The 24,794-nt window shown below is 73.1% G+C and carries 20 protein-coding genes; 13 read left to right on the top strand and 7 right to left on the bottom strand.

What is annotated here, in order from left to right:
- Positions 1 to 7 precede the first annotated feature (7 nt).
- The 6 genes from SSP29_RS10665 (at position 8) to SSP29_RS61535 (ending at position 7,101) form a co-directional block, all read left to right on the top strand.
- On the top strand, positions 8 to 730 hold the full coding sequence (locus SSP29_RS10665; protein ID WP_089100301.1) for a CIS tube protein: 723 nt from the start codon (positions 8 to 10) through the stop codon (positions 728 to 730).
- Positions 730 to 2,637 (top strand): VgrG-related protein, encoded by a 1,908-nt coding sequence (locus tag SSP29_RS10660; RefSeq protein ID WP_089100300.1) that lies wholly within the window; start codon positions 730 to 732, stop codon positions 2,635 to 2,637. Before SSP29_RS10665 ends, SSP29_RS10660 begins: the two co-directional genes overlap by 1 nt.
- Before the next feature lie 40 nt (positions 2,638 to 2,677).
- The gene (locus SSP29_RS10655; RefSeq protein ID WP_089100299.1) at positions 2,678 to 3,121 is read left to right on the top strand and encodes a GPW/gp25 family protein; all 444 of its coding nucleotides are present in this window, start codon (positions 2,678 to 2,680) and stop codon (positions 3,119 to 3,121) included.
- Positions 3,122 to 3,126: 5 nt separating this feature from the next.
- Positions 3,127 to 5,088 carry a putative baseplate assembly protein gene (locus SSP29_RS10650; RefSeq protein WP_089100298.1) on the top strand — a complete coding sequence of 654 codons (1,962 nt, stop codon included), beginning with the start codon at positions 3,127 to 3,129 and terminating at the stop codon, positions 5,086 to 5,088.
- A gap of 28 nt (positions 5,089 to 5,116) precedes the next feature.
- Positions 5,117 to 5,677: a phage tail protein gene (locus SSP29_RS10645; RefSeq protein ID WP_150133913.1), complete on the top strand. Its 561-nt coding sequence runs from the start codon at positions 5,117 to 5,119 to the stop codon at positions 5,675 to 5,677.
- A 557-nt stretch (positions 5,678 to 6,234) separates the two neighbouring features.
- Positions 6,235 to 7,101 carry an NADase-type glycan-binding domain-containing protein gene (locus tag SSP29_RS61535; RefSeq protein WP_107436170.1) on the top strand — a complete coding sequence of 289 codons (867 nt, stop codon included), beginning with the start codon at positions 6,235 to 6,237 and terminating at the stop codon, positions 7,099 to 7,101.
- Here SSP29_RS61535 and SSP29_RS10635 read toward each other — a convergent pair.
- The 3 genes from SSP29_RS10635 to SSP29_RS10625 all read right to left on the bottom strand — a co-directional run bounded on the left by SSP29_RS10635 (position 7,098) and on the right by SSP29_RS10625 (position 9,472).
- On the bottom strand, positions 7,098 to 8,045 hold the full coding sequence (locus SSP29_RS10635; protein WP_089100296.1) for a glycoside hydrolase family 26 protein: 948 nt from the start codon (positions 8,043 to 8,045) through the stop codon (positions 7,098 to 7,100). The genes SSP29_RS61535 and SSP29_RS10635 overlap by 4 nt on opposite strands.
- A 96-nt stretch (positions 8,046 to 8,141) precedes the next feature.
- Complete coding sequence (locus SSP29_RS61150) at positions 8,142 to 8,900, bottom strand: M23 family metallopeptidase (RefSeq protein WP_089100295.1); 759 nt, start codon at positions 8,898 to 8,900, stop codon at positions 8,142 to 8,144.
- A gap of 107 nt (positions 8,901 to 9,007) precedes the next feature.
- Positions 9,008 to 9,472, bottom strand: a complete 465-nt coding sequence (locus tag SSP29_RS10625) for a MarR family winged helix-turn-helix transcriptional regulator (protein ID WP_089100294.1) — start codon at positions 9,470 to 9,472, stop codon at positions 9,008 to 9,010.
- Between the two features lie 97 nt (positions 9,473 to 9,569).
- Here SSP29_RS10625 and SSP29_RS10620 point away from each other — a divergent pair, with 97 nt between their 5' ends.
- On the top strand, positions 9,570 to 10,535 hold the full coding sequence (locus tag SSP29_RS10620) for a quinone oxidoreductase family protein (protein WP_089100293.1): 966 nt from the start codon (positions 9,570 to 9,572) through the stop codon (positions 10,533 to 10,535).
- Between the two features lie 91 nt (positions 10,536 to 10,626).
- Complete coding sequence (gene gnd / locus SSP29_RS10615) at positions 10,627 to 12,066, top strand: NADP-dependent phosphogluconate dehydrogenase (RefSeq protein WP_089100292.1); 1,440 nt, start codon at positions 10,627 to 10,629, stop codon at positions 12,064 to 12,066.
- A gap of 204 nt (positions 12,067 to 12,270) precedes the next feature.
- On the opposite strand, the gene SSP29_RS10610 is transcribed toward gnd, so the two are convergent.
- Genes SSP29_RS10610 through SSP29_RS10600 form a run of 3 tightly spaced genes read right to left on the bottom strand, consistent with a single transcriptional unit; the run spans position 12,271 to position 15,964 of the window.
- Positions 12,271 to 14,970, bottom strand: a complete 2,700-nt coding sequence (locus SSP29_RS10610) for an FtsX-like permease family protein (protein WP_089100291.1) — start codon at positions 14,968 to 14,970, stop codon at positions 12,271 to 12,273.
- 2 nt (positions 14,971 to 14,972) lie between these two features.
- Complete coding sequence (locus SSP29_RS10605; protein WP_089100290.1) at positions 14,973 to 15,722, bottom strand: ABC transporter ATP-binding protein; 750 nt, start codon at positions 15,720 to 15,722, stop codon at positions 14,973 to 14,975.
- Positions 15,719 to 15,964 (bottom strand): hypothetical protein, encoded by a 246-nt coding sequence (locus tag SSP29_RS10600; protein ID WP_089100289.1) that lies wholly within the window; start codon positions 15,962 to 15,964, stop codon positions 15,719 to 15,721. Before SSP29_RS10600 ends, SSP29_RS10605 begins: the two co-directional genes overlap by 4 nt.
- Positions 15,965 to 16,151: 187 nt before the next feature.
- Here SSP29_RS10600 and SSP29_RS10595 point away from each other — a divergent pair, with 187 nt between their 5' ends.
- Positions 16,152 to 17,480: a sensor histidine kinase gene (locus tag SSP29_RS10595; RefSeq protein WP_089100288.1), complete on the top strand. Its 1,329-nt coding sequence runs from the start codon at positions 16,152 to 16,154 to the stop codon at positions 17,478 to 17,480.
- A gap of 139 nt (positions 17,481 to 17,619) precedes the next feature.
- Positions 17,620 to 18,282 carry a response regulator transcription factor gene (locus tag SSP29_RS10590; protein ID WP_089100751.1) on the top strand — a complete coding sequence of 221 codons (663 nt, stop codon included), beginning with the start codon at positions 17,620 to 17,622 and terminating at the stop codon, positions 18,280 to 18,282.
- A 6-nt stretch (positions 18,283 to 18,288) separates the two neighbouring features.
- Here SSP29_RS10590 and SSP29_RS10585 read toward each other — a convergent pair whose 3' ends face one another.
- Complete coding sequence (locus SSP29_RS10585) at positions 18,289 to 19,329, bottom strand: C40 family peptidase (protein WP_089100287.1); 1,041 nt, start codon at positions 19,327 to 19,329, stop codon at positions 18,289 to 18,291.
- Positions 19,330 to 19,527: 198 nt separating this feature from the next.
- Here SSP29_RS10585 and SSP29_RS10580 point away from each other — a divergent pair, with 198 nt between their 5' ends.
- From SSP29_RS10580 to SSP29_RS10570, 3 genes are all read left to right on the top strand, one after another.
- Positions 19,528 to 20,586 carry a chitinase gene (locus tag SSP29_RS10580; protein WP_089100286.1) on the top strand — a complete coding sequence of 353 codons (1,059 nt, stop codon included), beginning with the start codon at positions 19,528 to 19,530 and terminating at the stop codon, positions 20,584 to 20,586.
- Between the two features lie 105 nt (positions 20,587 to 20,691).
- Positions 20,692 to 22,101: an FG-GAP-like repeat-containing protein gene (locus SSP29_RS10575; RefSeq protein ID WP_245883066.1), complete on the top strand. Its 1,410-nt coding sequence runs from the start codon at positions 20,692 to 20,694 to the stop codon at positions 22,099 to 22,101.
- A gap of 130 nt (positions 22,102 to 22,231) precedes the next feature.
- On the top strand, positions 22,232 to 24,766 hold the full coding sequence (locus tag SSP29_RS10570; RefSeq protein ID WP_089100284.1) for a hypothetical protein: 2,535 nt from the start codon (positions 22,232 to 22,234) through the stop codon (positions 24,764 to 24,766).
- The last annotated feature ends 28 nt before the right edge of the window (positions 24,767 to 24,794 follow it).

Genomic DNA, 24,794 nt, shown 5'->3' with positions numbered 1-24,794 from the left:
TCAGATCATGGCCAGGAGCAGCCGGGGCGCCGGCAAGAGCCTCGTGCGGGCCACCCTCGCGATTCACGAGCCGCCCGTGGGCACCAGCACCAGCCCGGGCGGCATCATCAAGACGTTCGGCTTCGAGTTCAACCCGGCGCAGCTGTCCATCGCCCGCCGGGCGGACTGGAAGTCGTCGGCGGCGCCGATCGAACGGGACGGCGCGCTCCCGGAGTTCCTCGGCACCCATCCGCGTGAGATGAGCGTGGAGATCTTCCTGGACAGGTCCGACGACCCGGACAGCAACGACGTGATGAAGAAGGTGGAGTCGCTGCTGGCCTGCTGCGAGGTCACCAGCAAGAGCATCGCGGCCAAGCAGCCGTCGCCGCCCTGGGTGGTCTTCCAGTGGGGCTCGTTCTCGACGGCCAACTTCACGGCGTACGTCGCCTCCGCGGACGTCTCCTACTCCCTCTTCGGGACGAGCGGGATGCCGATCCGGGCCAGCTGCCGGCTTCAGCTGCACGAGATCCCGAGCAAGACCGCGGGACAGAACCCGACGTCCGGGGCGCTCACCGCGCAGCGCGTGCACCGGGTCGTCGCCGGGGACTCGCTGCAGTCGCTGGCCTGGCGGGAGTACGGCAACGCGGCCGCCTGGCGGGCGATCGCGGACGCGAACGACATCGACGACCCGGGGTGGCTGCCCACGGGGACGGAACTGGTGTTGCCGGCCGCCGAGGAGGTGCGGTCCTGATGGTGAAGCACGCTTTCTCGAACGTCATCAAGGTCGTCATCGGCGGCAAGGAGCTGACCGCGACCTCGGAGTACGGGCGGTATCTCGTCGACGCCCACGTCGACCAGGGCGTCGGGGTGCCCGCCGCCTTCCAGCTGACCTTCCGGGATCCGGCCCGCAAACTGCTGGGCAAGCTGGGCGTGCAGTTCGGCACCCCGGTGGTGATCACGCCGGTCTCCGACGGGCAGGGCACCGGCGACCCGCTGCTCACCGGCGAGGTCACGGGGATGGAGGCCGAGTACGACGGCACCGGCAGCTACGCGGTGGTCCGGGGCTACGACTACGGGTTCCGGCTGATGCGGCAGCGCCGCGTCGTCGCGTACCGCAACCAGACCGCATCCGACATCGCCCGCAAGCTGGCCGCCCAGGACGGCGTGCCGATCGGGCGGATCCAGGCCACGAAGACCGTCTACGAGTTCATCAGCCAGTCGAACGTCACCGACTGGGACTTCCTGGCGCGGCTCGCCGACGAGAACGAGATGGTCATGTCGGTGGACGCCGACGGCAAGTTCCAGTTCGTGAAGCAGAAGAGCGCCTCGGGGGCGCCCTCGCCGCAGACCGACGGCGACAAGAGCCCGTTCGTCCTTGAGGCCGGGCACGACATCCTGCGGCTGCGCACCGCGGTCACCGCCTCCGACCAGGTGAACAAGGTCGAGTCGCGCGGCTGGGACGTACGGACGAAGAAGACGCTCACGGCGACCGTGACCCCCGCCGCCAACACCGGCTACAGCATCGGCACCACCCCGGGCGCGGCGGCCGGCGAGTTCAAGACGACGAAGCTGGTCGAGACGCGTACGCCGTACGACAAGCAGTCCGAGGTGAAGTACGCGGCCGACGCCCTCTCCGACGACGTCACCTCGACGTTCGCCGAGGTGGAGGTGGTCGTGCGGGGCAACCCGAAGCTGCGGCCCGGGGTCCCGGTGGCGCTCGCGGACGTCGGGGACCCCTTCGAGGGGAAGTACACGGTCACCTCGGTACGGCATGTCTTCGGCGACGCCAAGCACTACGAGACCTGGGTGACCGTCAGCGGCCGCCAGTGGCGGTCCCTGTACGGCGTCGCCTCCGGCGGTGGCGGGGACGCCGGCGGCGACCGGCAGCTCAGCGTGGCGCAGGCCCTCGTCACCGACGTGCAGGACCCGCTCCAGCAGGGGCGGGTGAAACTCAAGTTCCCGTGGCTGGACGACACCTACGTCAGCGACTGGACCCGGACCATGCAGTGGGGCGGGGTGCGCGGCGGCGGGGTGTTCCCGATGGACGTCGGGGACGAGGTGCTCGTCGCCTTCGACCGGGGCGCCCTCGACCACGCGTACGTCATCGGCGGCCTCTACAACGGCAAGGACAAGCCGACCAGGGTCAAGGACGTGCCGCTGCACGACGGCATGCGCGGCCGGGCCACCCGGCACACAATCTCCGACCGGGTCGGCAACCGCATGGACCTGCTCGACCAGCGGGGCCGCAAACAGGGCGTCCGGCTGGCCAGCGGCGACGACAAGCTCACCGTCTTCCTGGACCGGCAGCAGACCGAGATCACCGTGGACAGCAAGGGCAGCGTCTCCATCAAGGGCAGCAGGTCGGTGTCGGTCGAGGCGGGCGCCAACCTGTCCCTGAAGGCGGGCGGCGCGCTCAGCCTCAGGAGCGGGGGACCGCTGTCCATCCAGAGCGCGGAACTCGTCGACATCAAGGCGCCCGCGGGCGCGGTCACCGTGAACGCCGCCGCCGTGAACGTGATGGCGAACGCCGCCCTGTCGCTGCGCGGCAACGCCGCCGTCGCGATCAGCTCCCTCACCACCGTGGGGATCCAGGCCCCCCAGGTGCCGGTCCTGGGCATGATGACGATGGGCGGACTGACCGTGATGGTGATCCCGTGAGCGGGCGGCGGGTCTTCCCCGAGGGGCGGGTGCGGGGCTGATGGCAGAGCAGTTCGTCGGCTCCGGCTGGTCGTTCCCGTTGCGGATCGGGCCCACCGGCGGCATCGCCCTGGTCAGCGGCGAGAAGGAGGTGGAGGAGGCCATCCGCCTCATCCTCTCCACGGCCCCGGGCGAACGCCCGATGCGGCCGGAGTTCGGCTGCGCCATCCACGACCTCGTCTTCGCCCCGGTCAACGAGCAGACCGCCGGCCGTATCCAGCACGAGGTGCACGCCTGCCTCGACCGCTGGGAGCCGCGGATCGAGGTCGAGGACGTCGAGGTGACCACCGGGGCCGACCCGAGCGTGCTGATGATCGACGTCCGCTACTCGATCCGCGGCACCAACAACCCGCGCAGCCTGGTCTTCCCCTTCTACGTCATCCCCTCCCACGACGAGCCGGACCTGCCCCCCGCCTCCTCGGACTCCTCCGAAAGCGACCGCTGATCCCGATGGCCCTGCCCTCCCCGAACCTCGACGACCGACGCTTCCAGCAGTTCGTCGACGACGCCAAGCGTTACATCCAGCAGCGCGCCCCGGAGTGGACCGACCACAACGTCTCCGACCCCGGCATCACGCTGGTGGAGACGGTCGCGCACATGGCCGACCAGCTCGTGTACCGCCTCAACCGGGTCCCGGAGAAGAACCACCTCGCCTTCCTCGACCTGGTCGGCATCACGCTGTTCCCGCCGTCCGCCGCCCGCACGGAGGTCACGTTCTGGCTGTCGGCGGCCCAGGAGGACCCGGTTCCGGTACCGGTCGGCACCGAGGTGGCGACCCGCCGTACCGAGACGCAGGAGGCGGTGGTCTTCGCGACCGAGCGCGAACTGACCATCGTGCCGAGCGAGTTGCGGCACCTGCTGCGGCAGCAGCACGGCGCGGCCGTCGTCGACCTCACCCATGAACTCGCCGAGGGCAAGGACCTGTTGTGTTTCACGGAGTCGCCGAACCCCGGTGACTGCATGCTGCTCGGCCTCTCCGCCGCCGTTCCGCACTGCGCGGTCGCCCTGGACCTGGACAGCCGGGTCGACGGTGTCGGCGTGGACCCGCGGCAGCCCCCGCTGGTGTGGGAGGCGTGGACGGAGGACGGCTGGCGGGAGTGCGAGGTCGACCGGGACGGCACGGGTGGCCTCAACCGCCCCGGCGAGGTCGTGCTGCACGTCCCCGGCGGGCACGTGCTGTCCCGCAACGGCGGCCTGGAGGCGAGCTGGCTGCGCTGCCGGGTCACCGAACCCCACTCCGACCAGCCCTTCTACACCACCTCCCCGACGGTCCGGTTCGTCGAGGCCTGCACGGTGGGCGGCACCACGGCCGCCGTCCACGCGGAGACCGTCGAGGACGAGGCGCTCGGCGAGTCCACCGGCCTGCCCGGCCAGCGCCTGCGGCTCGCCCACGCCCCCGTCGTCGGGGACACCCCGCCGCTGCTCCTGCAGACCGCCGAGCACGACGGCGAGGGCGGCTGGGTGGACTGGCAGGTCGTCCCGCACTTCGCGGCCTCCGGGCCGTACGACCGGCACATCACCCTTGACGCGACGACCGGCGACATCGCCTTCGGCCCCGCGGTCCGCGAACCGGACGGCTCGCTGCGCCAGTACGGCACGGTGGCCCCGAAGGGCGCGGTCGTCCGGGCCCGCCGCTACCGCACGGGCGGCGGCCGGGACGGCAACGTGGCCCGGGGGGCCGTACAGATCCTGCGGTCCTCCATCCCGTACGTCGCGGACGTCGTCAACCGGGAGGCGGCGCGCGGCGGAGTGGACGGCGAGACGGTCGCCGAGGCGAAGGTGCGCGCCCCGATCACGCTGCGCGCCCAGGAGCGGGCGGTGACCCTGCGCGACTACGAGGAGCTGGCCCGCCGCGCCGCCCCCGAGACGGCCCGGATCACCTGCCTGGAGGGCGAGGAGGGCGAGCACGGTTCGTACGCGGTACGGGTCCTGGTGGTACCCCAGGCGGTCCCCGACCCTGGCGGCCGGCTGCGCTTCGAGCAACTCGTCCCCGGCGACGCCCTGCTGGACCGCATCACCCGCTACCTGGACGAACGCCGGTTGATCGGCACCCGGTTGGCGGTCGGCCCGCCCTTCTACCAGGGCATCACGGTCGTCGCCACCGTGCACGCCTTCCGCGGCGTGGACGTCGACCGGGTCCGCCACCAGGCCCACGACGCCCTCTACCGCCACCTCGACCCGCTGACCGGCGGTGCGGACGGCAAGGGCTGGCGGTTCGGGCGCCCGGTGCAGTCGGGCGAGGTCTTCGCGGTGCTGCAACGGGTCCCCGGCGTGGAACTGGTCGACGAAGTCGTCCTCCACCCCGCCGACCCGCTCACCGGCAAGCGCGGCGACCCGACCGACCGCATCGACCTGGACGCCCCGTCCCTGGTCTTCTCCTACGACCACCGGGTCCGGGTGATCGGCGAATGACCGTCAACAGCTCGACGGGAGGCGTCCGTTGAGAGGCTCCATCGACGGCCTCGGCTCCTCCGTGCCCATCGGCGCGATGCTTCCCGCGGTCTTCGCCGACGACGACCTGGCGCTGCGCTTCGTCGCCGGCCTGGACGACGTGATCGCCCCGATCCCGAACGTCCTCGACTGCCTGCCCAGCTACTTCGACCCGGCCCTGGCCCCGCTGGACTTCGCGGAATGGCTCGGCACCTGGGTCGGCGCCGAGACGGACGGCACCGAACCGGAACCCCTGCTCCGTGCGGCCGTGGCGGCGGCCGCCTACCTGCACCGCATCCGGGGCACCCGCCTCGGCCTGTCCGAGACGGTCCGGCTGGCCTTCGGCGTGACCCCGGACATCACGGAGAGCGGCGGCGCCGACTGGAACGCCCGCCCGCTCGGCCCCTTCCCCGGCGCCCCCCGCCCCCACCTCCACGTCCACCTCACGCTGCCCTCCCCCACCCCGGCCGACGAGGTCCGCCTGGAACACCTCGTGGCCGCCGCCCGCCCCGCTCACATGCCGTACACGGTCCAGGTGACCGCGTCCGCCGAAAGGACCCCGCAGCGATGACGACCAACCGGAACTGCACGGAGTGCGGCACGGTCGCGGAACCGGGCCAGTCCTTCTGCGACGCCTGCGGCGCGGTCCTGAGCTGGGCCGGCAACACCGAGGAGCCCCGACAGCAGACCCCGGCCCCCGCCCCGACCCCCGCCTGGGACGCCTTCACCCGCAGAGACGGCGCCACCGGCCTCCCCCAACCAGACACCCGAACAACGACAACGACAGCCCCGGCAGAGTCCCACGGCGACCACGGGGACTTTGAAGCAACGGCGAGTGCAGCCCCCCGTCAGGCCCACGGCGACCTGTCAACACCGGCGACGACAGCGCCCCGTCAGGCCCACGGCGACCTGTCAGCACCGGCGACGACAGCGCCCCTTCAGGGGCGCGGGGCTGAATCGGATTTGCGGCTACCGCCGCGTGAGCGCGACCAGCCCCCACTCACCGCCACGTCACCCACAGCCGAAACCACCCCCATCCCCACCCCCACCCCGCACCCCGCACCCGAACCGGAACCCACCCCCACCCCCACCTCCGACCAGGACAGGGCCCGCCGCCTCCTCATCCCGGTGAGTGAGCCCACCCCCACCCCGGCCCCCCACCCCATCGCCCCGGTCCTCCCCGGCCGCCCCACCCCCCAACGCCCCGCCGCCGTCCGCGCCCCCGGCGAAGACCTCGGCGCCCACGGCGGCACCCCCTGCCCCTGGTGCGCCACCCCCAACCGCCCCGACCGCCACTTCTGCACCCGCTGCGCCATGCCCATGGCCGGCCACCCCGGCACCGCCGCCTCGGCCCCCCGCCCCTGGTGGCGCCGCATCTTCGACTTCCGCCGCAGAGAGACCCCGTGGGCAGGCGACCGCCCCCGCCTCCGCCGCACCTTCGACCGCGTCCTCACCTGGATCGTCGCCGCCGTCGTCCTCACCGGCGTCACGGTCCTGGCGGTCAACACGCCGAAGGCGATCAGCGCCACCCGCGACCACTTCGCCAAGCGCGCCCAGGTCTCCCCGGACAGCTACCGCGCCTCCCGCTCGTACGCGGGCCATAAGCCGGACCTGCTCTTCGACAAGCTGAACAACACGTGGTGGGGCCCGGGCATCGTCGGCGGCGGCGAGGGCGAGTGGGTGGAGGCGCACTTCGACGAACCGACCCGCCTTCTGAACGTCGTCATCACGTCGGGCGAGTCGACCCACAACGACCAGTTGAAGAACTCGGCCCTGCCGCACCGCCTGAAGGCGACCATCAAGACCGCCGACGGCAAGACCGAGACCCGCGAAGTGACCCTCGACCAGGCGGCCGGCGGCCAGACCCGCGACCTCAGGGCCGCCGACGCCGTCTCCGTCCGCTTCACGATCGAGTCGTCGTACCGGGCGCCGGGCCGCACCCAGGTGGCCATCGCCGAGATCGAGTTCTTCGGCCCGTCCAGCGCGAACTCCTAGCGCCTCATCAGGGACCGGTAGACGGCCGTGGACCTGGGGTTGCCCCGGCAGCTCCACACGCCGTGCGGGCAGTAGTCGGTGATCGTCTGGTACAGCGGCCGGTTGCTCGCGAACCAGTCCAGCATGCCCCGCAGATACGCGGGATCGTCCCCGTTCTCGTACAGCCCCCACTCGGGATACGAGACCGGCTTGCCGTGGGCCCGGGCGAACTCGACCTGGGCCCGCAGCCCGTACTGCTCGGTGACCTGTTCGGCGAAGGACATCCCCCGAGGGGCGTCGTACGCGTCCATCCCCACCACGTCCACGAACCCGTCCCCCGGGTAGCACGCGGTCCAGGGGATGGCGTCCCGCCCCCGGTTGGGCGCGAAGTCGAACCGGAACCGGGCGCCGGGCACCGACCGCATGGCCGTCACGATCCGCCGCCAGTAGGCCCGCCAGGCGACGGGGTCCGGTCCGCAGCGATGGGTGTAGGTGACGCCGTTCATCTCCCAGCCGAGCACGACGACGGTGTCCGGCGCGCTGACCGCGACCAGCCTGCGGGCCAGCGTACGGAAGTGGACGTCGTACAACCCCCGCGCCCCGAGCTGGAGGTGGCGGCGCACCTCGGGGTCCGGGACGTGGGCCTCGGTGTGTTCCAGCATCGGCACGTTGAGGACGAGGAGCCGGTCGGGTGCGGCCCGCCGCCACCGGGCCCACAGCCGTACGAAGTCCGGGGCGCCCTCGATGTTCTGCCACACGTCCCCGGGCAGGTAGGTGTGCCCGACCCGGGGTTCGTCCCGCAGCCAGCTCCCGAGCGCCGCCACCCGCCGCACCCCGTCCGCTCCGTACCCGACGTACGCCCCGAACGGCCCGGGCGCGGCGGGCCGCGGGGTCTCGGGCCGCGAGACGGGCTGCAGCAGGAGGGCGACCAGCGCGGCGACCCACAGGAACCTCAGACGTGCCATGGGAGGCAGTCTGTCCGTTCCGCGCACAGGGGCCACGCTATGTGGTCATGCCGTGACCCTGTGCGCTGCCCTCGTGATACCGCCGTGCCGGCGGGTTCACCGTGCCGTCTGGTCCCACAGTGTCGTCGGATCCCACGGCACCGCCGGGTTCCACTGTTTCGCCGGGGTCTCCTGCGGCGCCGCACTCGCGGGCGTGGTGGCCGGGGCGGCCGGGGTGCTCGGGTGCGAGTGGTGGGGGTGGTCCGGGGGCGGCGTTCCGGGCACGCTCACGCCGTGGTGCCGCAGCCACGGCAGCGGCGACACCTCGGAGCCCGGGTGCCGGGTGGTGCGGACCTCGAAGTGGAGGTGCGGGCCGTCCGCGTTGCCGGTGGAGCCCGCGGCGCCGATCCGCTGGCCCGCCGAGACGCGCTGGTCGGGGCGGACGTTGATGACGGCCAGGTGGGCGTACTGGGTGTAGTAGCCGTCGGGGTGGTGTAACACGACCTGGTTGCCGAACCCGTCGCCGCAGGACGCGGCCACGACCCGGCCGGGGCCGACGGCGTACACGGGCGTACCGGCGTGGACGGCGAAGTCCTGGCCGGTGTGCCGGTGTTTCCAGAGGTGGCCCTTGGCGGCGTAGCGGGCGGAGAGCCGGTAGCGGACCGTGGGCGCGGTCCAGCGGGCGGTGCGATCCCTGCCGTTCATACGGCCCGTGCGGTCGGTACCGTCGCGGTGGGCGGTGGGCGGCGGAGCGCTGCGCCGGCCGAAGGCGCAGTGCGCCGGGCGCTCGTCGGCCTTGGCGGGTGTGGTGAGGAACGCGCCGGTCAGGAGGAGCACCAGCGCGGCGGTGAGGAGCCGTAGATCATCCGTTCGCATCTTCGGATCCTCTGACGACCGGCTCCCCGGGAGGCGGCCCCACGCGCCCGGCGCCGCGACTTTCGCCTGTTCGGATGATCGCCCCCGGTGCGGCCCCGGGGCTTGGCTCAGAGCGGGCTGTGGTGGTTGACCAGCGCGCTCGCGAGCAGCGAGAGCCGGGCGCGCTGGGCGTCGGTGAGGTGGGCCGTGAGGCCGCGGATCTGCCGGTCGGCGAGCACTTCGCACTGCCGGGCCAGCTGCTGCCCCTGCGGGGTGATCGACACCAGGAAGCTGCGCCGGTCGTGCGCCGAGGGGGTGCGGCGGACCAGGTCCCGGCGCTCGGCGCGGTCGACGAGGCCGGTCATGCTGGACTTGTCCAGGCCGAGGTGGTGGGCGAGTTCCTGCATGCCGGGCGTGCGGTCGCGCAGCACGCCGAGCAGTCGCAGCTGGACGACCGACAGTCCGTGTTCCGCCGCGACCTTCCCGAGCACGCCCTGCACCAGGAACGACAGCTGGGCGAGGCCGTCCACGAGTCCCAGGTCCTCGATGTCCTGGTCCGCACCCGCCGTTTCGGCGGTTGGCTTGTTCTGCATGGTCCCCATCCTACGAGCATTGGTACGCGTCACCAACTACTTGACGTGGTATGTGACACGAACTAATTTAATTGGTGTCACGAACTAAGGAGTCGTCATGCACGCTGCCGTGGTCCGTTCGTTCGAGTGCCCGCCGCGCTTCGAGGAGTTCCCCGCCCCTGAGCCCGGGGCGGGCAAGCTGCCGGTGGAGATGATCGCCGCCGGTCTGCACCCCCGGGTCCGCTCAGGTGCCGACGGCACCCACTACACCAGCGACGGCCGCCTCCCCCTGATCCCCGGCGTCGACGGCGTGGGCCGGCTGCCGGACGGGCAGGTCGTGTACTTCGTGGCCGACGACGAGGACCCCGGCACCATGGCCGAGCGGACGGTCCTCGACCCGCGCCGGGCGGTCCCGCTGCCCGACGGCGCCGACCCGGTGACCGTCGCCGCGGCGATGAATCCCGCCATGTCCTCCTGGGTGGCGCTGCGCCGCCGGATCACCTTCCGGGCCGGCGGGAGCATCCTGGTCCTCGGCGCCACCGGCAACGCCGGCCGGATGGCCGTACAGATCGCCCGGCACCTCGGTGCCGACCGGGTCGTGGCCGCCGGCCGCGACCCCGAGCGCCTGGAGCTGCTCGGCGGGCTCGGCGCCACCGACGTGGTGTCCCTGGCCGGCGACCAGGACAAGGCCTACGCCCGGCTCGGCGAGGCCGCCGCGGACGTCGACGTCGTCATCGACTACACCTGGGGCACGCCCACCGAGCGGGCCCTCCCGGCCCTGCTCACCCGCCGCACCGACCGCAGCGCCCCGCTGGACTGGATCCAGATCGGCTCCATGGCCGGCCCGGAGATCACCCTCCCCTCCGCCGTGCTGCGCGCGGCGAACCTGCGGCTCATGGGCAGCGGCCAGGGCTCGGTCACCGCCCGCGGCATCGTCGCCGAACTGCCGTCCCTGATGACCGAACTGACCCGGGGCACCCTCACCGCCGACGCGCAGCCGGTGCCGCTCGTCGACATCGAGAAGGCCTGGACCGCCCCCGCCGAGCCCGGCCGGCGCCTGGTGTTCACCACAACCCCCGGCTGAGCGTCCAGGTGATCGTCCCGGAACTGAACGCCCGCCCGCCGTCCGCCCGTACCTCCGGGCACAGCACGCGTCCGCAGAACGGAGTCCCCCCGTGAACGCATCCGCAGCCATCGGCGTGACCGGCCTCGGCGTGATGGGCCGCAACCTGGCCCGGAACTTCGCCCGGCACGGCTACCCGGTCGCCGTCCACAACCGCACCCCGGCCCGCACCCGCGCGCTGATAGAGGAGTACGGGAACGAGGGCGACTTCGTCGGCGCCGAGACCGCCGCCGAGTTCGTCGCCGCCCTCGAACGCCCCCGCCGCCTCATGATCATGGTGCAGGCGGGCGCCGCCACCGACGCCGTCATCGACGAGTTCGTGCCGCTCCTCGAACCCGGTGACATCGTCATCGACGGCGGCAACGCCCACTTCGCCGACACCCGCCGCCGCGAGGCCGCGCTGCGCGAGAAGGGCCTGCACTTCGTGGGTGTGGGCGTTTCCGGCGGCGAGGAGGGCGCGCTGCACGGGCCGTCGATCATGCCCGGCGGGTCCGCCGAGTCGTACGCCGTGCTCGGGCCGATGTTCGAGGACATCAGCGCCAAGGTGGGCGGCGAGCCGTGCGCCACGCACGTCGGCGCGGACGGCGCCGGGCACTTCGTGAAGATGGTCCACAACGGCATCGAGTACGCCGACATGCAGCTCATCGCCGAGGCCTACGACCTGCTGCGCCAGGTCGGCGGGTACGCGCCGGCCGAGATCGCGGACGTCTTCCGGGAGTGGAACGGCGGACGGCTCGGTTCCTACCTCATCGAGATCACGGCCGACGTCCTCGCCCACGTCGACGCCGACACCGGTGCGCCCTTCGTCGACGTCGTCGCCGACGCGGCCGGGCAGAAGGGCACCGGGCGCTGGACCGTGCAGACCGCGCTGGACCTGGCCTCCCCGGTCACCGCGATCGCCCAGGCCACCTTCGCCCGTGCCGCCTCCGGCCGCCGCGAACTGCGCGCCGCGTACGCCGGGTTGCCCGGCGGCACGACACCGCCGCTCAGCGCCACCGAGGCCGACCGCTTCGCCTCCCGCGTCGAACACGCCCTGTACGCCTCGAAGGTCATCGCCTACGACCAGGGCTGGACGATGATCCAGGACGCGGCCGCCGAGTACGGCTGGAAGATCGACCTCGGCGCGGTGGCCCGGATCTGGCGGGGCGGCTGCATCATCCGCGCGTCCTTCCTGGACCGGATCCGCGCGGCCTACCGGGCCGACCCGGACCTCGTCAGCCTGCTGGCCGAGGAGGAGTTCGCGAGAGAGATCGCCGACGCGCAGGTGCCGTGGCGGGAGACGGTCGCGTCCGCGGCACGCCGGGGCATTCCCGTCCCGGCGTTCTCGGCGGCCCTCTCCCACTACGACACGCTCCGCGCCGACCGGCTCCCCGCGGCCCTCCTCCAGGGCCAGCGCGACTACTTCGGCGCCCACACGTACGGCCGCGTCGACAGAGAGGGCGCCTTCCACACCCACTGGGCAACAGAGGGCCGCCCGGAAACCCAGGACTGAACAACGCGCCCCGCTTTTGGCTTTCAGGGGCGCGGGGAACTGCGCGACCAGCCACGACGATGCTGCAGCCGACTGACGACGGATCGCGGCACTCTCGGACCGCCATTCCGTTCAGTGTCGACTGCGGGTCCGCTGTGGCTCGTCGCGCAGTTCCCCGCGCCCCTACGGGGCGCTCCTCACGGGGCGCTCCTCACGGGGCGCTCCTTACGGGGCTCGGACGGCCTCGGCCGGTGGCACCCGCAGTGCCCTTCTCGTCGGCAGCTCTGTCGTCACGTACGCCGTCACCACCACCGTCACCGCCGCCGCAGGCAGCAGCCACGCCGGTCCCGTCGGCCAGGGGCGGGACAGGAAGCCCTCGCCCAGCAGCGCCAGCGGCACCGCGGACAGCGCCGCCCCCGAGACCAGTGCGGCCGCCGCGATCACCCCGGCCTCCCTGCGCATCATCGCGAGGATCTGCCTCGGCGTCGTACCGACCAGCCGCAGCGCGGCGATCTCCGTGCGGCGCTGGGCCGTCGCCGCGACCAGCCGGTTGGCGATGCTGAGCAGGAGATAGCCGAGCAGGACGACGATGACGGCGAGGTTCACCCACACCTCGGGGGGCGGGTCCGCGCCCGCCTCCGAGGCCGTGTCCGAGAGGGCGAGGCCGGGGCGGGCGGCGGCCAGTGCGGTGAGCGCGCGTTCGGCGGTGGCCGTGCCGTCGGTACGGACGAGGACGCTCTGGTCGAGCCCGGACGTGGTGTGCCCGGCGGCCAGGTCGTGGGAGAGGACGAGCGGTCCGAAGCCGAGCCCGCGGTCGTAGACGGCCACCACCTTCGCCTCGACGGGTGCGCCGTCGCCGAGGAACAGCTTGACGCGGGCGCCGAGTTCGGCATCGCGCGGACCCGCCACCTCGCTGCTGACGGCGACCGTGGCGCCGGTCAGGCCGGCGAGGCCGCCCTGTGTCACGCCCGGGTCCAGGACGTCCCGCGCGGCGGGGGTGAGGATCAGCGCGGCGGCGGACTCGGTTTCGGTGTCGTCGAACATGCGGTACGGCCAGACGACGGTGGTCGTGCCGACGGGGGCCGCGGCCCGTACCCCCGGCAGCCGGCGTACGGCGGAGAGCGTGTCCGTCGGCAGTCCCCCGAGGGCGGGCGCGCTCAGCCGGTACTGGCCGAGCGTCCCGGTACGGGTGTCGTCCGAGGTCGCGGCCAGCACGGTGGTCTGCGCGAGCGTGTACGTCAGCACGAACACCACCGCCATGGCGAGCGGGCTGACCACCCCGGTGACGCGCTGCGCGTACGCCCGCACGTTGGACAGGGCCAGCCAGGTCGGCGCGGACACCCCCGGACGCAGCCGTCGTACGACCGCTTCCCCCGCCGCCCGGACCAGCGCGGGTCCGGCCAGGGCCAGGCCGATCGCGGCGACGATGCCCGCGATGGAGGTGGCGGAGGCGCCGATCGCGGTGCGTTGCAGCAGCGGGGCCACGGACAGGGCGCCGGAGGCCGCGATCAGGAGCAGGCCCGCGGCCGTACGGGGGCGGGAGGGGGTGCGGGGCTCGCTGCGGGACTCGGCGACCGCCTCGGTGGCCGGCATCTTGGAGGTGCGCCAGGCCGCGCAGCGGGCCGCGGTCCGGACGGCCGCGATGAGGAGGAGGGCGGTGGCCAGGGCGGGGAACGGGCTGAGGGTGAGGGGGAGTCGGGCCGGGAGGACGTCCCGGTGGACGAGCAGGGTGCGGAAGCGGTCGGCCAGCAGGTAGCCGAGGGCGATGCCCGGGACCAGGGCCACCGCGGCCACGGCCGTCGACTGGGCCGCCGCCAGCCGCCGGATCTGCCGCGGGGTCGCCCCGACGGCCCGCATCAGCGCCAGGTCGCGGCGCTGCCCGGCGATCGCCACGCCCAGGGCGCCGGCCGTCACGAACCCGGTGATCAGCAGGACGATCCCGGCGAGGGAACCGGAGAGAAGGACGAGGAGGGAGCGGGCGGATCCGACGCCGGGGGCCACGGCCGAACCGCGGTCGGCTCCGGTGAGCACCTTCAGCCCGGTCCCCGCGACCGCCTCGCGGACCTCCGCGGCGACCCGTCCCGCGGCTCCGGGGGAGGCGCGGAGCCCTATGAGGTCGACGGTGCCGGTGCGGGGCGAGACGGCGGTGCGGGGCGAGACGGCGGTGCGGGGCGAGACGGCGGTGCGGGCCGTGGTGGTGCGGGTGACGGCGGCCGGCCCGGCTGTGGGCGCGTCCCGGCCGGCTGCTGTCGTGTCCGTGTCCGCGACCGTGTTCGTGGCCGTCTCCCCGCCTGCGCCGGCGGTCGTCTCCCCCGCCCGGCCCGACAGTTCCGTCGCCCTCGTGTCGGTGAAGTAGACACCCGCGTCCGCGGCGTGGACCAGGGCCGTGACCTGGTAGGCCGTGGCCGTGCGGCCGTTCGCGGTGATGCGCACCCGGTCGCCTGCGGACAGGCCGGTCGACGCGGCCACCGCCACCTCGGCGGGGGCCGACGGGGCCCGGCCCTCGATGCGTGCGCCGGCCAGCAGCTTCGCCGAGGACCAGCCGTGCCCGGCCGCCGCCGGGTCCTGGCCGGCGGCGGCCGGGAGCAGGCGGCCGTGCGCGTCCGTCACGGCGGCCGGGAAACCGAGGTCGCCGACCGCGAGGGTGACACCGGGCAGCCTCGCCAGGCGGGCGGTGAGGCCGGCCGGGACCGTGGCCCGTTCGGGCAGCGCGATCGGCAGGTCGCCGGCGACGTGGAACTCCTGGTCGGCGGCGACCACGACGTCCGCGCCGCCGAGGCGGCCCGGGGGCAGCTGGGAGCGGAGCCCGGACTCGGCCAGCACCCCGGTGGCGGTGATCAGGGCGGCGCCGCCCAGGACCGCGCAGGCCACGGCGAGCAGCGAGGCGATCCGGTGCGCGGCCATCCGCAGGGCGAAGTGGAACATGGCTAGCGTTCTCCCAACGTGGCGAGCCTGGCGGCCAGTTGGCTCGCCATCGGGTGGTCCAGAGCCTCGACGACCCGGCCGTCGGCCATCACCAGGGCGCTGTGCGCGCGGGCCGCGGCGGCCGGGTCGTGGGTGACCATCACGACCGTCTGGCCGAGGTCGTCGACCAGGGTGCGGAGCAGGTCGAGGACCTGGTGGGCGCTGCGCAGGTCGAGCGCGCCGGTCGGCTCGTCGGCGAAGATTACCGCCGGGCGGGCGGCCAACGCCCGTACCAGGGCGGCGCGTTGCTGCTGGCCGCCGGAGAGCTCGGCGGGGCGGTGGTGGCGGCGGTCGGCCAGTCCGACGCGTTCGACCAGGGTGCGGATCCAGTCCTGGTCGGGGCGGCGGCCGGCCAGCCGCAGCGGCAGCGTGATGTTGTCCTCGACGGAGAGGGAGGGGATCAGGTTGTAGGCCTGGAAGACGAAACCGACGCGCTCCCGGCGCAGTTCGGTGCGCCTGGTCTCGTTCAGCCCGGCGATCTCGCGGCCGTCGATGCGGACGCTGCCCGACGTCGGCGCGTCCAGGCCCGCCGCACAGTGCATCAGCGTGCTCTTGCCGGAGCCGGAGGGGCCCATCACGGCGAGGAACGTGCCGTGTTCCACGGTGAGCGACACGTCGTCCAGGGCCCGTACCCCGCCCGGGTACGTCTTGCCGACGCCCGCCAGCGCGATGGCCGGGGCCCGGCGGGCGGTGTCCGTCGCGGTGCTGCTCATCGGCGGCCTCGCAGCCGGCGCACGGCCAGGGTGCCCGCGCTGAGCAGGGTCACCGCTCCGCAGGCCACGTTGATCCAGGGGTCGGTACCGCCGTAGGAGGTCGCCATGTCGGCGGCCGCGCTGAGGACGAGCAGGGACCAGAGCAGGGTGCGGGTGAGGTCCACGCCGCCGGTTCCGGTTCCGCCGTCCCGGTGGTCGGCGGGCGGTGTGCCGGTGAGGCGGTACGGGTCGGGGTGGGCCACGGGGAACCTCCTGCTGGGGGCCGACGTCCTGCGGTACGGGCACCGACGCTACGGACCGTGACCCCCCTCGGCCGATCCCGTGTACCGCCGGATCGGAGGTACAGCAGGCTGTACCTTCCGGGGTTCCGGGACCCGGCGAACTGTCGTGCGTCCTAAGGTCGTTGGGGTCGAGAGGAGGGGGCTGCGGATGGCTGTCACCAGCGCCCGGCCGGAGCACGGCGGCGAAGCCGCGGACGGCGGCGAGGGGGCGGACCGCGGCGGGGCGGCGGACGGCGGCGAGGGGGTGAAGACCGTCGCCGGGCGGACGGTGCGGGCCGCCGGCGCCGCGCTCGCGGAGCTCGTCGGCGGGCTCGGTACGGCCGCGACGGCCCTGCTCCTGCTCCTGCTGCTCGCGGCCGCCGCGGTGACCGCGCCGCTGGGCGCCGGGCTGCTCCTGGCGCCCCCGCTGCTGCACGCGCTGCACGCCCTGGCCGGCCGGGAACGCGAACGGCTCGGCCGGCGCGGCCCCGAGGTCCTCGCCCCGCAGCCGGCCCCGCCGACCCGGCTGCGGACCGCCCTCGGCGACCCCGTCACCCGGCGGGAGCTGCGCTGGCTGGCCCGGCACGGCACAGTCGGCCTGCTGCTGGGACTGGCCGGGTTCCTGCTGCCGCTGTCCGCCGTACGGGACACGGCGTTTCCGCTGTACTGGCGGTTCGTGCCGGAGAACACCACCGCCACCTCCGTCGGCTTCGGCGTCGCGCACTCCTGGCCGGAGGCCTTCGCCGTCTGCGCGTTCGGCATCGGCTCGGTCGCCGTCATCCTGGGGCTGACCCCCGGCATGGCCCGGCTCCAGGCCGGCCCCGGACGGCGGCTGCTCGCCGCCGGACCCGACCAGGACCTCTCCCTGCGGGTCGCGGAACTCACCGCCACCCGGGCCGCCGCGCTCGACGCCCACGCCACCGAACTCCGGCGCATCGAGCGGGCGTTGCACGACGGCACGCAGAACCGGCTGGTCTCGGTCACCGTGCTGCTCGGCGCCGCCCGCCGGCAGGTGGCGCGTGATCCGTCCCGCGCCGAGGAGATCCTGGAGCGCGCCCAGTCCGCCGCCGAACAGGCGCTGGCCGAGCTGCGCACGGTCTCGCGGAGCATCCTGCCGCCGGTCCTGGACGACCGGGGGCTCGCGGGTGCGCTGTCCGGCCTCGCCGCCGACTGCCCGGTGCCCTGCCGTATCGACGTGGACGCGCCCGAACGCTGTGCCGCCTCCGCGGAGGCGACGGCCTACTTCGTCGTCGCCGAGGCCCTGACCAACGTCGCCAGGCACAGCGGTGCCCGGTCGGTCACGGTGACCGTCCGGGCCCGGGGCGGGCGGCTCCGCCTCACCGTCGCCGACGACGGCCGGGGCGGCGCCGAGGAGGCCGGCGGCTCCGGCCTCACCGGTATCCGCCGCCGCGTCGCGGCCCACGACGGCACCCTCCGCCTGGCCAGTCCGCCCGGCGGCCCGACAACCCTGGAAGTGGACCTGCCCAGTGGATCGTGAAGCACCGGCACATGCCGACGCCCGGACGACCGACGGACTGAACGCTCGGACGACCGGCGGACTGAACGCCCGGACGCTCGACGGAGCAAACGTCCGGACGCTCGACGGACTACAGGCGCCCGGCGACGTGCGTCCGTCCCTGCGGATCGTGATCGCCGAGGACGACCCCCTGCTCCGTGAGGGGCTCGCCCTGCTGTTGCGGGCCGAGGCGATGGACGTGGCCGCGACCGCCGGCACCCCGGACGAGGCGCTGGACGCCGTCGAGGCGTATGCGCCGGACGTCGCCATCCTCGACGTCCGGATGCCGCCCACCCACACCGACGAGGGCATCCGCGCGGCCGTCGAGGCCCGCCGCCGCCACCCCGGCCTCGCCGTCCTCGTGCTGTCCGCCTACGTCGAGCAGAGCTTCGCCACCCGGCTGCTCACCGGCGGGGTCGGCGGGCTCGGCTATCTGCTCAAGGAACGGGTGGGCCGGGTCGAGGAGTTCCTGGACGCCCTGCACCGGGTGGCGTCCGGGGGCACCGCGATCGACCCCGAGGTCGTCGCCCAGCTCTTCACCCGGTCCCGCCAGGACACCCGCCTGGAACGGCTGAGCCCGCGCGAGCACGACGTACTGGCGCTGATGGCGGAGGGCCTCGGCAACTCCGCCATCGCCGAACGGCTCGTCGTCACCGACGGCGCCGTCCACAAGCACATCAGGTCGATCTTCGCGAAGCTCGACCTGTCCCCGGCCGACCGGACGGACCGCCGGGTGGCGGCGGTCCTGCACTACCTGGAGGACGCCCGGGGCAGATCCCGTTGATCCCGGTCAGACGCGGACGCCGAACATGAACGGGCCGCCGATGGTGCTCATCGACTCGTAGCGGACGACCGTGCCGGTGCGCGGGGCGTGCAGGATCTGCCCGTTGCCCGCGTACAGGCCCACGTGGTGCAGGTCGTTGAAGAAGAAGACCAGGTCGCCGACCTGGAGGTCGGACGTCGAGTAGATCTTGGTGCCGATGGTCGCCTGCGACTCGGAGGTGCGCGGGATGGAGACGCCGGCCTGCGCGTAGGCCCAGGAGGTCAGGCCCGAGCAGTCGAAGGAGGAGGGGCCGGTGGCGCCGTAGACGTACGGGGTGCCCAGCTTGGTCTTGGCGGCGGCGAAGGCGGCGGCGGCCCTGCCGGTGGCGGAGGTGTCGTTGCCGAGGTCCACCCGCTCGCTGGAGGAACGGCTCGCGCGCTCCTGCTCGGCGGTCAGTGCGGCCTTCTCGGCGGCGGTGAGGCTGTTCAGCAGCTTCTGCGCCTCGGCCAGTTTGGCCTGGACTTCCGTCTTCTTCTTGGCGAGTTCGGTGCGGGTGGCGGCCAGGTCCTTGAGCTTGCCGGTCGCCTCCGCCCGCTCCTGCGCCAGCTCGCGCTGTTTGGCCTGGATCTTCTTCAGCGTCTCGACCTGCTGGCTGCTCAGCTGGTCCAGCGTGGCCGCCTTGTCCAGGTAGCTGTCCGGGTCGGAGGAGAGGAACAGCTGGAGGGACGGGTCGAGGCCGCCGCTGCGGTACTGGGCGGTGGCCATGGAGCCGATGCCGTCGCGGAGTTCGTTCAGCTCGTCCTGCCCGCGTGCGACCGAGTCCTGCAGCGCGGATATCTGCTGCTGGAGCTTCTCCTGCTTCTCCTTGGCCCCGTTGAACTTCTCGGTGGCCTGCTCGGCCTCCTCGTACAGCTTGTCGACGCGGGACTTGACCTCGTTCTTGCTCGGCTTCTCGCTGGGCGCGGCGTTGGCCGCCTGTGCGCTGAGGGCCACGGCGGCAGCGGCGGCGGAGGTGAGCACAGTGACACGGGCACGGCCCGGCTGCTTGGCACGACGGTGGGACGCCACGGAGGCGAGCTCCTTCCGAGCAGAGGTTCGGGCAACAGACCCTAATGACTCTCTTATGGTCAGTTCAAATCTTCCCATGAAAATTCTTGGCCGGAACTGACTGGAGGGAACCGCTTCCTGACGTGACATCGAACAGAAGGGTCTGGTGGTTGTAAAGAACCTTGACAGTTAATTGGTCTAGTCCAAATATGGGCGTCCATGAGACGCACTCGTGCCCTGCACGCCCTGCCCGCAACCGCCCTGTCCGCCGCGCTCGTTGCCCTCGGGGCGGGCGCCGCGCACGCGACCCCCTCCTCCGCTCCGCACTCCGCGAAGCCCATGCCCGCCCACGTCGCGGCCCCCTACTTCGAGGCCTGGACCGGCGAGAGCCCCGCCGCGCTCGCCGCCGAGTCCGGCAACAAGTACCTCACCCTGGCCTTCCTCCAGACCCCGAACGCGGGCTCCTGCACCGCCGACTGGAACGGTGACGCCACCCAGCCCATCGGCCCGGGGACCTTCGGCGCCGACATCGCCGCCCTCCAGGCCCGCGGCGGCAACGCCATCCCCTCCTTCGGCGGCTACAGCGCCGACACCACCGGCACCGAACTCGCCGACAGCTGCACCGACGTGGACGCCATCGCCGGGGTCTACGAGAAGCTCGTCACGACGTACGGCATCAGCCGCATCGACCTCGACATCGAGGCGGACTCCCTCGCGAACACGGCCGGTATCGACCGCCGCAACAAGGCGGTCGCCAAGGCCGAGCGCTGGGCCGAACGCACCGGCCGCCCGCTCCAGTTCTCCTACACCCTGCCGACGACCACCAAGGGCCTGGAGACCAACGGACTGGCCGTCCTCCAGAACGCCGTCGCCAACCACGCGCGCGTGGACGTCGTCAACATCATGACCTTCGACTACTACGACGGCGCCGCCCACGACATGGCCGCCGACACCGAGACCGCGGCCGACGGCCTGCACGCCCAACTCCACGCCCTCTACCCGCACAAGAGCGCCAAGGCCCTGTGGGGCAGGATCGGCGTCACCGAGATGCCCGGCATCGACGACTTCGGCCCCGCGGAGACCTTCACCACCCAGAACGCCGCGACGGTCGAGCGCTGGGCCGCCGCCCAGGGCATCGACACCCTCTCCTTCTGGGCCCTCCAGCGCGACAACGGCGACTGCGTCGGCACCGGCGGCGCCAACGCCTGCTCCGGAATCGTCCAGGACCCCTGGTACTTCAGCCACACCTTCGCCCGCTTCGGCGGTCCGCGCCGGTAGCACGCCGGCCTCAGGAATTCACCCGACTCCCGTACAACCCATGGCTCTTGCCAGGAGTCTCCCGGTTGCCGTCGACGGCAACCGCACGCACTCATGGGGGACCCCTTGCGCAAGCGCACCTGTCTGCTCGCCGCCGCTCTGCTCGTCTCGGGGCTGACGCCGCTGGCGCTCACCGCGCCGGCGGCGGCGGCCACCGCGAAGTTCACCGACGACTTCAACGGCGACGGACACCGCGACCTCGTCCTCGGCGACGGCACGGCCACCGTGGGCGGGAAGAAGGAGGCGGGCGCGGTGGTCGTCGTCTGGGGCACCGCGCACGGCCCCGACTTCGCCAAGCGCTCGGTGATCACCCAGAACACCCCGTACATCGCGGGCACCGCCGAGACGAACGACCACTTCGGCGCGAAGGTCACCACGGCCGACATGAACAACGACGGCTACGGCGACGTCGTCGTCACCGCGCCGGGCGAGGACGACGGCGCCTACACGGGCACCTTCACCATCCTCTGGGGCTCCAAGTCCGGCCTGGCGAACGGGACGTCCTTCAAGAGCTCCGGCTGCAAGGACTGCGGCTACGCCAAGGACATCGCGGTCGGCGACTTCACCGGCGACGGCAGGCAGGACGTCGTGTCGATCACCGACGACTACGTCTACGTCGTACGCGGCCCGTTCACCAAGACCGGCGGGCACGGCAAGGCCACCAACCTCGACCCGGTCGACGGCGAGGACATCAAGCCCGAACTCGTGGTCTCCGGCAAGGTCACCAAGGACGGCACCGCCGACTTCGCGGTCGTCGGCTGGGACGCGGGCACCTTCACCAACCGCGTCTGGTTCTACCGCGGCCGCTCCGGCGGCCCCACCACCCCGCCGCGCAAGACCGGCCTGCCCGGCTCCGCCGACATCTACCACGCGAGCGCCGCGATCGCCGACTTCGACCGGGACGGCTACGGCGACCTCGCGATCGGCGTGCCCCGCTCCGGCAAGGGCGGAACCGTCCACGTCTTCAAGGGCACCTCGGCCGGCCCCAGCAGCACCGACAGGCCGATCACCCAGAACACCACCGGCGTACCCGGCACGTCCGAGTCCCCCGACGGCTTCGGGTACGACGTCTCCGCGGGCGACGTGAACAACGACGGCTACCCGGACCTCGCGGTGGGCATCCCGCTGGAGCAGTTCGACTCCTCCGCCGGCGTCTACCCCGGCGCGGTCACCGTCCTGCGCGGCGGCACCGGCGGCCTCACCGGCAAGGGCTCCCGCCAGTACGACGTCCGGACCCCCGGCGTCGCCGGCGAGCCCGGAGAGGCCGACAGCGCCTGGCTCGGCTCCTCCGTCCTGCTGCGCGACTTCGACCACGACGGACGGGCCGAACTGGTCGCCACGGCGAACGAGCAGGGCCGCCTCTACTACCTCCCCGGCACCGCCACCGGCCCCACCGGCACCGGCTCCACCCTGCACACCGTCACGGACCTGGGCCTGGGCGACCGCACGTACTTCGGGGCGGCCCTGGCCGACTGAGGCGTCCGGCAGCCGAGTCTTTGCCGGCCCATGGTGAAGATCAGGTTCTCCGGACAGCAATCCGGCCATCAGGGCCGGTTATCGTCCCACGGCCACCCCGCACACCGACCATCCTGTTCCCCGGAGCTCCATGCGCCTCAAGCAGGTCTCGCTCTCGGCGGCGATATCCGTCGTCGCCGGACTGACCACCGCCACCGTCGGCCTCACCGCACCCGCCGCACTGGCCGACAGCACGGCGGCACTGCCGCTGTCGCACTACGCGCACATGGTGGCCGACACCGCCCACCAGCACCTCTTCTTCAGCCAGGGCGCCGGATCGACCGGCATCCTGGTGACCGACCTGTCCGGCACGCCCGTCACCACCCTCACCGACGAGCAGGGCGCCACGGGCCTCGCGCTCTCCGCCGACGGTTCGACCCTCTACACGGCCCTCGCCGACGGAGACGCGGTCGCCGCCGTCGACACCGCGACGCTCACCGAGTCCGCCCGCTACGCGACCGGCACCGGCAGCGCGCCCGTCTCCGTCGCGGTGGCGGGCGGCAAGGTCTGGTACGGCTACGAAACGGCCGACGGCAAGGGCGCGATCGGCTCCCTCGACGCGTCCGGCACGGTGTCCACGCCCTCGCTCTCCCACTGGTCGGTCCCGCCGCTGCTCGCGGCCGGCGGCGGAGTGCTCGCCGCCGAGGAGCCACTGCAGAGCCTCAGCCACGTGGCGACCTTCGACGTCACCTCCGGCACGGCCACCGCCAAGGCCGACACCGACGTCTACGGCGGCACCGCGACCGGGCTCCAGGTCACCGGCGACGGCGCCAGGGTCCTGCTCGCAGCCACCCAGCAGCCCGCCCTGGAGACCTACCGCACCTCGGACCTGCTGAGCGGCAACTCCGCCCCCTACTACACCGGTGGCGTGGGCCCGGCCTCGCTCGCGATCGACACCGACGGGACGATCGCCTCGGCCGGCACCGCGGGCCTCTACGTCTACGCCGGTTCCGGTCTGGCGGAGAACCACGTCCCCTTCCCCGCCGGCACCGCCGTCGCCCCGGCCGGCCTGACCTGGGGCGGCGACGGCACCACCCTCTACGCCGTCACCCGGGACTCCTCCGGCGCCTACGCCCTGGACGTGCTCGGCTCCGCGAAGCTCACCGACACCACCCTCACCCTGAACCCGCCGCAGTACGCGGCCCCCACCGAGCAGTTCACCTTCACCGGCGCCCTCGCCACCAGGGGCCTCCTCCCGGCCGGTGCCGCCCTCCAGGTCACCCGCGACGGCGAGCCGCTGCCCGACGTCACGGTCGGCGCCGACGGCACGTTCGGCATCAGCGACATCCGGCCGGACGCGGGCGAGTACACCTACCAGGTGTCGTACGCCGGAGACGCCACCCACCGCGCCGCCACCGCCACCCAGAAGGTGTACGTGGCCCGGCTCTCCACGGGCATCGCCTTCCCGGAGTTCGACTCCGCGACCCCGCACTCGGTCGTCTTCAGGGACACGCTCTCGACCGAACTGCGCCTCGGCAGCCTCCGGGAGGGCACCGAGGTCGACGTCACCCGCACGAACGAGGACACCCAGGAGACCGTCCGGCTCCCGTCGGCGACCGTCGACCCGGCCACCACCGAGTTCACGGTGACCGACGACCCGAAGGCCGCCGGACGCTTCACCTACCACCTCTCCTTCGCGGGCGACGCCACCCACGAGCCGACCACCAGCGACGCGACCATCCAGATCTCCCCCTACGCCCCGGCCCTCACCCTGAAGGCCCCCGCCACCGCCACCCGCGCCGCCGCCCTGTCCCTCACCGGCACCCTCGGCGACGCGCCCTACCCCGCCGGCGAGACGGTCACCGTCACCCGCACCGACGCCGCGCACGCCACCACCCCGGCGACCTGGACCGCACCGATCGCGGCCGACGGCACGATCACGGTCAAGGACACCCCGGACATCGGCGGCGCCGACACCTACACCGTGAGCTACCCGGGCGACGCGTCCCACCAGGCGGCCACCGCCTCGGCGATCGTCCAGGTGTCCCGCGCCAAGTCGACGGTGACCGTCACCACCGACAAGGCCACCTACGCGTACGACGGCACGGCTACCGTCACCGCCCACCTCGGCACGACCTACAACGGCCGCACGGTCTCGCTCTACACCACGCCCGCCGGCGGCAGGAAGACGCTCCTGAAGACCGGCACGGTCGACAGCAAGGGCAACCTGAAGGCGACGTACAAGCTCACCCACACCACCACCTTCACGGCGTCCTTCGCCGGCGACTACCGCTACGCCCCCGCGACGGCCACGCACTCCGCCGCCGCCCAGGTGAAGATCGCCGAGAAGCTGGGCAGTTACTACACCAGCACCACCTACAGCGGGGTCGCCTACCGCGTCTACCACCACACCGTGCAGCCGCAGGTGGTCGGCACGGTGACGCCGGACAAGTCCGGGCAGTGCATGAAGTTCCAGGCCCAGGAGTACTACAGCGGCGCCTGGCACACCATCGGCACGTCCTCCTGTTTCTCCATGACCCCGGGCAGCACCGGCGTGACCCACCTGATCCTCACCCACGCGGTGAACCAGCGGTTCCGGGTGCGGACGGAGTACGTCCACAGCACCAAGGACACGAGCAACGCGGACACCTGGGGCGGTTGGCTGTACCTGACGGTACGGAACTGAGCCCCGCGCGCGGCCGGTCCGGCCCGGG

The organism is Streptomyces hyaluromycini, assembly GCF_002217755.1.
GTDB classification, from domain to species: domain Bacteria; phylum Actinomycetota; class Actinomycetes; order Streptomycetales; family Streptomycetaceae; genus Streptomyces; species Streptomyces hyaluromycini.
Note: the sequence above shows the minus strand (reverse complement) of the source record. Positions and strands in the feature narration are given on the sequence as shown.